This window comes from Streptomyces sp. TRM70350 (assembly GCF_019219825.1).
In the GTDB taxonomy this organism is placed as follows: domain Bacteria; phylum Actinomycetota; class Actinomycetes; order Streptomycetales; family Streptomycetaceae; genus Streptomyces.
Map to the genome: position 1 here is coordinate 46619 of NZ_JAHUXH010000041.1, position 7695 is coordinate 54313.

A 7695-nucleotide genomic window follows, 5' to 3' on the forward strand; every position below is an offset into this window, starting at 1 on the left:
CCGCATCCGGCGCCGGGGCGGCTGCATGTCCGGCGATGTCCGGTACGAAGGTGCAGGCCACCGGCGTCACCGGCGTCACCGCTTGACCGCGCACAGCAGCCCGTCGCCCACCGGCAGCAGCGACGGCACCAGCTCCTGGCTCTCGCGCACCGCACGCAGCAGCTCCCGCAGCCGCAGCACCTCCGTCGGCTGCGGCCCCGAGTCCACCGTGCGCCCGTTGGCGAACACGCCCTCGAACGCCACGAGCCCGCCCGGACGCAGCAGGCGCAACGATTCAGCGAGGTAGTCCAGCACCTCCAGCCGGTCACCGTCGCAGAAGACGAGGTCGTAGCCGGCGTCCGCGAGCCGGGGCAGCACGTCCAGAGCCCGCCCGGGGATGAACCGGGCCCGATTGCTGGCGAACCCGGAGGCACGGAAGGCCTGCCGCGCGAACTGCTGGTGCTCCGGCTCGGGGTCGACGGTGGTCAGCACGCCGTCCGGGCGCATCCCGTGCAGCAGATGGATCCCGGAGACACCGGTGCCGGTGCCGATCTCGGCCACGGCTTTGGCGTCCACGGAGGCGGCCAGCAACCGCAGCGCCGCGCCCGTGCCGGGCGACACCGAGCGCAGCCCTGCCTCCCGGGCCCGGTCGCGGGCCCAGTGCAGCGCGTCGTCCTCGGCGACAAAGGCGTCGGCGAACGCCCAGCTCGTCAGCCGGTTGCCGGTAATGACCCTCTCCTGTCCCCGTGGTTGCCTGGGCGTGACTGTATCCGTTGGCGCCGGGAACCCGCAGATGGGACCGCGCGTTTAGAGGGGTGGGAGACGACGGCGGGGGACACAGTTGGATCACGACGACGAGCGGGACCGCGAGCAAGTGCTGACGCAGCCGTATGAGCCGTATCAGCACAGATCAAATTCTCGTAAAACCGCTTATGGGGAGCTAACGGGCGAGGTGGCTATGGTAGGGGCTCCACTGGACACCACCAGAGCTGACAGGGGAGGTGCGGCTGCGCCTGTGGACCGCACAGGAGTGCTGCGGCGCTTCCTCGGGTCGGCGGGCAGGCCGAAATCCGTGAACGACACCGCTGCTGACCACAACCACAACCACGACCGGACCGCGACCTTCTCCACCGACGCGGACGGGCAGGCGTGGACTCCGCCCACCTGGGAGGAGATCGTCAGCACCCACAGCGGTCGCGTGTACCGGCTGGCCTACCGCCTCACGGGCAACCAGCACGACGCCGAGGACCTCACCCAGGAGGTCTTCGTCCGTGTCTTCCGCTCCCTGTCGACGTACTCGCCGGGCACGTTCGAGGGCTGGCTGCACCGCATCACCACGAACCTCTTCCTGGACATGGTCCGCCGCAAGCAGCGCATCCGCTTCGACGCCCTCGGCGAGGACGCGGCCGAGCGGCTGCCCAGCCGCGAGCCGTCCCCGCAGCAGGTCTTCAACGACGCGCACTTCGACGCGGACGTCCAGCAGGCCCTCGACACCCTCGCGCCCGAGTTCCGCGCCGCGGTCGTCCTGTGCGACATCGAAGGACTGTCGTACGAGGAGATCGCCGCGACCCTCGGCGTCAAGCTCGGCACGGTCCGCTCCCGGATCCACCGCGGCCGCTCCCAGCTGCGCAAGGCCCTCGCGCACCGGTCCCCGGAGGCGCGCGCCGAGCGCCGCTCCTTCGTGCCCCGTGTCCCCGCTCTGGGGGGAGGGGGCGCGTCCGCGTGAGTGGCACACGGCCGACGGCTGCCGAGGAACGCCTCGCAGAGCAGCACCTGGGAGACCGACTCGCCGCCCTGGTGGACGGCGAGCTCGGTCATGACACGCGTGAGCGCGTGCTGGCGCACGTGGCGACCTGCCCGAAGTGCAAGGCGGAGGTGGACGCCCAGCGCCGGCTGAAGAACGTCTTCGCGGAGGCCGCCCCGCCACCGCCCTCCGAGAGCTTCCTGGCCCGCCTTCAGGGGCTCCCCGGGGGAGGTGATCTCGACGGTGGTGTTCCACCGGTGGGGGGAGGCTTCGGGGGCGGGCTGCCCACGGGACGGCCCGGCGCCACCGGCGTCTTCGGCATGAGGCGCGGCGAGCGCTTCGACTTCGAATACGTTCCCACCGCCGCGCACGCGTCCGTACTGCCCGCCTCCGCACAGCGCGGGTTCCGCATCCATGACGTGGGCCGCAGCGACGCCGAGCGGGCGGCGGCCTCGCGCGGGCGCCGGTTCGCGTTCGTGGCCGCCGGGGCGGTGTCCCTGGCGGCGATCGCCCTGGGCGGCGTCACCACGGGCACGCCGGGCGACACCGACACCCGGGGCGGCTCGGGAAGCAACGTGACCCCGGCGCGGGCGGGCTCGGGGACGGCGACGACGCCCGAGAACCAGCGGCGCCGTGGCGCCGGCCCGCTGCTCGCCCAGAGCCAGGGCGGCCGGACGCTCGGGGACACGCCGGTGGCCCCGACGGAGGTGTCCGCGCCGCTGCTGCCCGGGGTGGCCGCACAGCCGCTGCACGCACTCACGGCTCCCGTGGTGGCAGGCGCGGCCGCGATGTCGCCGCTGATACGTCCGCTGGCGGCGGCCCCGCCGATCACGCTCACCAGCTGGTCGACGGCACCGGAGGTCATGGCTCCCGGCCTGCTCGCGGCACCCGTCACCGACGGGCCTTCCACTCCCTCCGCGTCCTCCTCCGGCACACCCCGCTGACCGGGCCCTGCGCCGCGGCGCGCGAACCTGGTTGAATCCAGGGTGAACCGCGCCCACGCCACCGAGTCCGGCGCGGAATCGACGAACTGCGGCCACACCAACGACGAGCCGGGCCGCGGCCAGCTGTGGGGAGAGCATGAACGAGGGCACCGCGCCGACGCCGGGCAAGGGGGAGGGCGACTTCGAGCTGAGGCGCCCGGAGGACGTGCCCGAGGAGGCGGCGTCCGACGAGGCGCCGCAGGCGTCGAAGGGTGAGGTGACCGCGTCCGCCGTACAGGCGGACGCGGTGCCGGTCCAGGCGCCCGCCGTCGAGGACGTCAAGCCCCTCCACGATCCCGACCCGTACAGCACCCCGCCCTACGGCGAGCCCGGTCCCTGGGCGCCCGCTCCGCCCGTACAGCATCCGGCGACCACGCCCGCGCACGGCACGGCGATGGTGGCACCGGCGGTGGCGACGCCGCCCGGGACGCCCGCTCCGGCGCCCGCGCCTGCCGCTCCGGCCCCCGCAGCGCCGCAGGCTCCTGCACCGGCGGTACCGGCTGTGCCGGGTCCCGCGCCGGCCGTACCGGCTCCTGCCCCGGCCGTACCGGGCCCTGCCCCGGCCGTACCGGGCCCTGCCCCGGCCGTACCGGGCCCTGCCCCGGCCGTACCGGCTCCTGCCCCGGCCGTACCGGCTCCTGCCCCGGCCGTACCGGCTCCTGCCCCGGCCGTACCGGCTCCTGCCGCGGCCGTACCGGGCCCTGCCGCGGCCGTACCGGGCCCTGCCGCGGCCGTACCGGGCCCTGCCGCGGCCGTACCGGGCCCTGCCCCGGCCGTGCCGGGTCCCGAGTCAGCCGTACCGGCTCCTGCCCCGGCCGTACCGGGCCCTGCCCCGGCCGTACCGGCTCCCGCGCCAGCCGCACCGATCCCCGCGCAAGCCGTACCAACCCCCGCCGCGCCCACCGTCAGTGGCATGCCCGCGCCACCGCCCACCACCGACATCCACCAGTCACCAGCGTCACCAGAAGCCCCCACCTCCCCCAACCCCTGGCACCGCTACGACCCCTGGGCCGCCCCAAACCCCACCCCCGGCGCCGGAACCGCCCCCGCCCCGCTCCAGCAGACCGGCGCCGCGACCCCCACCGAGCAGCAGCGTCGTCAGCGGGCCAAGAAGATCCTGATCGTCGGTACCGTGCTCGTCGCCCTCGTGTCCGGCGGCGTCGGCGGTGTCGTCGGCGCGTATCTGGAGCGCAACGGCGGGGTCGGGCAGGTGGAGTTGCCGCAGGCCGGGCAGGAGGCCGCCGGGCGGGACGCCGGCAGCGTGGCCGGGATCGCCGCGCGGGCCCTGCCCAGCGTGGTCACCCTGCACGTCACCGGCTCCGGCGAGGGAGGCACCGGCACCGGCTTCGTGCTCGACGGCCGGGGCCACATCCTCACCAACAACCACGTCGTGGAGCCCGCCGGCGCGGACGGCGACATAACGGTCACGTTCCACGGCGGCGAGACGGCGAAGGCCGAGGTCATCGGCCGCGACGGTGGCTACGATCTCGCGGTCGTCCGCGTCCGCGGCGTCCGCGGTCTCAAGCCGCTGCCCCTCGGCAACTCCGACAACGTCCAGGTCGGCGACCCGGTCGTCGCCATCGGCGCCCCCTTCGACCTGGCCGGGACGGTCACCTCCGGCATCATCAGCGCCAAGGAACGCCCCATCACGGCGGGCGGCGAGAGCGGCGACGCCAGCGACATCTCCTACGTCGACGCCCTGCAGACCGACGCCCCCATCAACCCGGGCAACTCCGGCGGCCCCCTGCTCGACGCCCGGGCCCGCGTGATCGGCATCAACTCCGCGATCCGTTCCGCCGACGACGGCACCGATCTGGGCGGCGGCCAGTCCGGCTCCATCGGCCTCGGCTTCGCCATCCCGATCAACCAGGGCAAGCGCGTCGCCGAGGAACTGATCAACACCGGCAAGGCGACCCACCCGGTCATCGGCGTCACCCTCGACATGAACTACACCGGCGACGGCGCCCGCGTCGGCACCAAGGGCAGCGACGGCGACGCCCCCGTCACCCCGGGCGGCCCCAGCGACAAGGCCGGGATCGAGCCGGGCGACATCATCACCGAGGTCGACGGCCAGCGGATCCACTCCGGTGAGGAACTGATCGTCAAGATCCGCGCCCACCGCCCCGGCGACCGGCTGGAGCTGACCCTGCAGCGGGACGGCGAGAAGCGGACGATCTCGCTGGTGCTCGGCTCCTCGGACGGCGACTGAGCGAACCCACACAAATCTCACAGACAGGACCGCGAACCCTCTCCCACAAGGCAAACAACCGGAAAAACGCTCACTTACCCGCACGGGGGAGGCACGGAACGGTACCGGTCGGACAGGATCGACGGGTACCGTGGATCCGGCCCGGGACATCGCAAGGAGCTTTCAGGTGTTCAATGACATAGGACCGCTGGAGCTGGTGACGCTCGTCATCCTCGCCGTGCTCGTCTTCGGTCCGGACAAGCTCCCGAAGGTCATCCAGGACGTGATGCGCACGGTCCGGAAGATCCGTGAGTTCTCGGAGAGCGCCAAGCAGGACATCCGGCAGGAGCTCGGCCCGGAGTTCAAGGACTTCGAGTTCGAGGACCTCAACCCCAAGACTTTCATCCGCAAGCAGCTGGACAACGACGACCTGGGGCTGAAGGAGATCCGCAACGGCTTCGACCTGAAGAAGGAGATGGCCGAAGTCACGGACGCGGTCCACTCCCGAGAGGCCGAGACTCCGGCCGCCCCCGCCCCCGCCCCCGCCCCCGCCCCCGCCCCCGCCCCCGCCCCCGCCCCCTCCTCGGCCGGTGCCCGCGTCGACATGACGAAGAAGCCCGACGACCGCCCGCCCTTCGACGCGGACGCCACCTGACACCGGCGGGACACCGGCGCCACACGGCTTGAACGGGCCGCCCGTGCGACCCACGCGCCGGGCGCATTCCCGGCTGCCCGCAGTGGTGTGGATATGCTGCCGAGTTGTTGTGCGGACCGGACGAGTACGCCCGAAGGGGGGCGGGCCGTCCGTTCCGACGAGAGCGAGGAGGCGTCCGGGCACATGGAGACGACGAGTCGGGCAGTCGCGCAGGCGTCGGCCGCGGAGGGCGGGCAACAGTTCCCCTCCGCCCGGCGTACGGTCGACGGCTACCTGGGTGCGCCCTTCCCGTGGTACGGCCTTGACGAGGCGTTCACGGGCCCGCGCTGGCTGATGCAGGTGGGTATGACGGCCGACGGAGCCGTGGAGCACGGTTCGATCGGCCACGGGGACGAGCCCTCGGTGCGTGCCGAGGGGGTCGCCGAGGAGCGGGAGCGGTTCGCCGTCGTGGTGACCGTCGCCGCGAATCCCGTGCGGCGCAGTGCCGACGGTACGGGTCTGCTGGAGGCGACGTCGGTCTCCTCGGCCGCCTGGCTGGCGGGGGTGGGGCTGCTGTCCTTCACCTGGCCCGGGCAGATGGACCACAGCCTGCGGGACGACTGGCTGGAGCAGCAGACGGAGACGGCGTGGGTCCTCGCGGACGATCTCGCCGGTGCGGACTGGTCGACGCTGTCCCTTCCCGTCGACGGTGTGCCGACGCCCTTCCACTACCGGGAGTCCGAGTTCGGGTGGGTGCTCGCCGGGTCCACGCAGCAGGGGGTTCACCTGGGGGCGTATGGCCGGGGGATGAGCGCGTATGGACTGGGGTTCGCGATGATCAAGGACATCGCCGAGTACGCATGAGGTCAGGGGCGCCGGTGGGTTTCGGCGCCCCTTCGCCGTGGGGCTGCTTGGTTTCCGGCGGCTGCGGGTGGTGTGTGGTTGTTCGCGCAGTTCCCCGCGCCCCTGAAGGGCGCCACCCGCCGCCCGTCAGAACTTGTTGCGCGGCGTGATCCCCAGCGACAGGCCCGCCAGGCCCCGCTGCCGTCCGCCCAGCTTCCCCGCGATCGAGCGGAGCGCCGCGCCCGCCGGGGAGTCCGGGTCGGTCAGGACCACCGGCTTGCCCTCGTCGCCGCCCTCGCGGAGGCGGACGTCGATGGGGATGTTGCCGAGGACGGGGACGTTGGTGCCGGTCGTGCGGGTGAGGCCGTCGGCGACGACCTGGCCGCCGCCCGTGCCGAAGACGTCGACCATCTCGCCGCAGTGCGGGCAGGGCAGGCCGGACATGTTCTCGACCACGCCGACGATCTTCTGGTGGGTCTGTACGGCGATGGAGCCGGCCCGCTCCGCGACCTCGGCCGCCGCCTGCTGCGGGGTCGTCACGACCAGGATCTCGGCGTTCGGGACCAGCTGGGCGACGGAGATGGCGATGTCGCCCGTACCCGGAGGCAAATCGAGCAACAGAACATCCAGGTCGCCCCAGTAGACGTCCGCCAGGAACTGCTGGAGCGCGCGGTGCAGCATCGGGCCGCGCCACACGACGGGGGCGTTGCCCGGCGTGAACATGCCGATGGAGATGACCTTCACGCCGTTCGCGGACGGCGGCATGATCATGTTCTCGACCTGGGTGGGCCGCCCGTCGGCGCCCAGCATGCGCGGCACGGAGTGGCCGTAGATGTCGGCGTCGACGACACCGACCTTCAGCCCGTCGGCCGCCATCGCCGCCGCCAGGTTGACCGTGACCGACGACTTGCCGACGCCGCCCTTGCCGGACGCGACCGCGTACACGCGCGTGAGCGAGCCCGGCTTGGCGAAGGGGACCTCGCGCTCGGCCTGGCCGCCGCGCAGTGCCGTCGCCAGCTCCTTGCGCTGCTCGTCGCTCATCACGTCGAGCGTGACGTCGACGCGGGTGACGCCGTCGACCCGGGAGACCGCCTCGGTCACACGCTGCGTGATCGTCTCGCGCATCGGGCAGCCCGAGACCGTCAGGTACACGGTGACCGCGACCGCACCGTCCGCACCGATCTCCACCGACTTGACCATCCCGAGCTCGGTGATGGGCCGGTTGATCTCGGGGTCGTTCACCGTCGCCAGTGCTTCGCGCACCGCGTCTTCCGTAGCCATAAGGACGATGGTACGGCGCCGCACACATTCGTCGGAAAGCCCG

The 7695-nt window shown here is 72.9% G+C and carries 7 protein-coding genes; 5 read left to right on the forward strand and 2 right to left on the reverse strand.

Annotation, left to right across the window (positions count from 1 at the left end; genetic code table 11):
* Positions 1–75 precede the first annotated feature (75 nt).
* Positions 76–774 carry an O-methyltransferase gene (locus KWI83_RS34625; protein ID WP_277347804.1) on the reverse strand — a complete coding sequence of 233 codons (699 nt, stop codon included), beginning with the start codon at positions 772–774 and terminating at the stop codon, positions 76–78.
* A 163-nt stretch (positions 775–937) separates the two neighbouring features.
* On the opposite strand from KWI83_RS34625, the gene sigE reads away from it, so the two are divergent.
* The 5 genes from sigE to KWI83_RS34650 all read left to right on the forward strand — a co-directional run bounded on the left by sigE (position 938) and on the right by KWI83_RS34650 (position 6392).
* Entirely contained in the window at positions 938–1705 is a 768-nt protein-coding gene (gene sigE, locus KWI83_RS34630) for an RNA polymerase sigma factor SigE (protein WP_218518349.1), read from the forward strand.
* Positions 1702–2667: a zf-HC2 domain-containing protein gene (locus KWI83_RS34635; RefSeq protein ID WP_218518350.1), complete on the forward strand. Its 966-nt coding sequence runs from the start codon at positions 1702–1704 to the stop codon at positions 2665–2667. The genes sigE and KWI83_RS34635 overlap by 4 nt, the downstream gene beginning before the upstream one ends.
* A gap of 136 nt (positions 2668–2803) precedes the next feature.
* Positions 2804–4915 carry a S1C family serine protease gene (locus KWI83_RS34640; RefSeq protein WP_218518351.1) on the forward strand — a complete coding sequence of 704 codons (2112 nt, stop codon included), beginning with the start codon at positions 2804–2806 and terminating at the stop codon, positions 4913–4915.
* 166 nt (positions 4916–5081) lie between these two features.
* Positions 5082–5549 (forward strand): sec-independent translocase, encoded by a 468-nt coding sequence (locus KWI83_RS34645; RefSeq protein ID WP_218518352.1) that lies wholly within the window; start codon positions 5082–5084, stop codon positions 5547–5549.
* A gap of 183 nt (positions 5550–5732) precedes the next feature.
* On the forward strand, positions 5733–6392 hold the full coding sequence (locus tag KWI83_RS34650) for a hypothetical protein (RefSeq protein ID WP_218518353.1): 660 nt from the start codon (positions 5733–5735) through the stop codon (positions 6390–6392).
* Positions 6393–6518: 126 nt separating this feature from the next.
* Here KWI83_RS34650 and KWI83_RS34655 read toward each other — a convergent pair whose 3' ends face one another.
* Entirely contained in the window at positions 6519–7652 is a 1134-nt protein-coding gene (locus KWI83_RS34655) for an Mrp/NBP35 family ATP-binding protein (RefSeq protein ID WP_218518354.1), read from the reverse strand.
* Between the last annotated feature and the right edge of the window lie 43 nt (positions 7653–7695).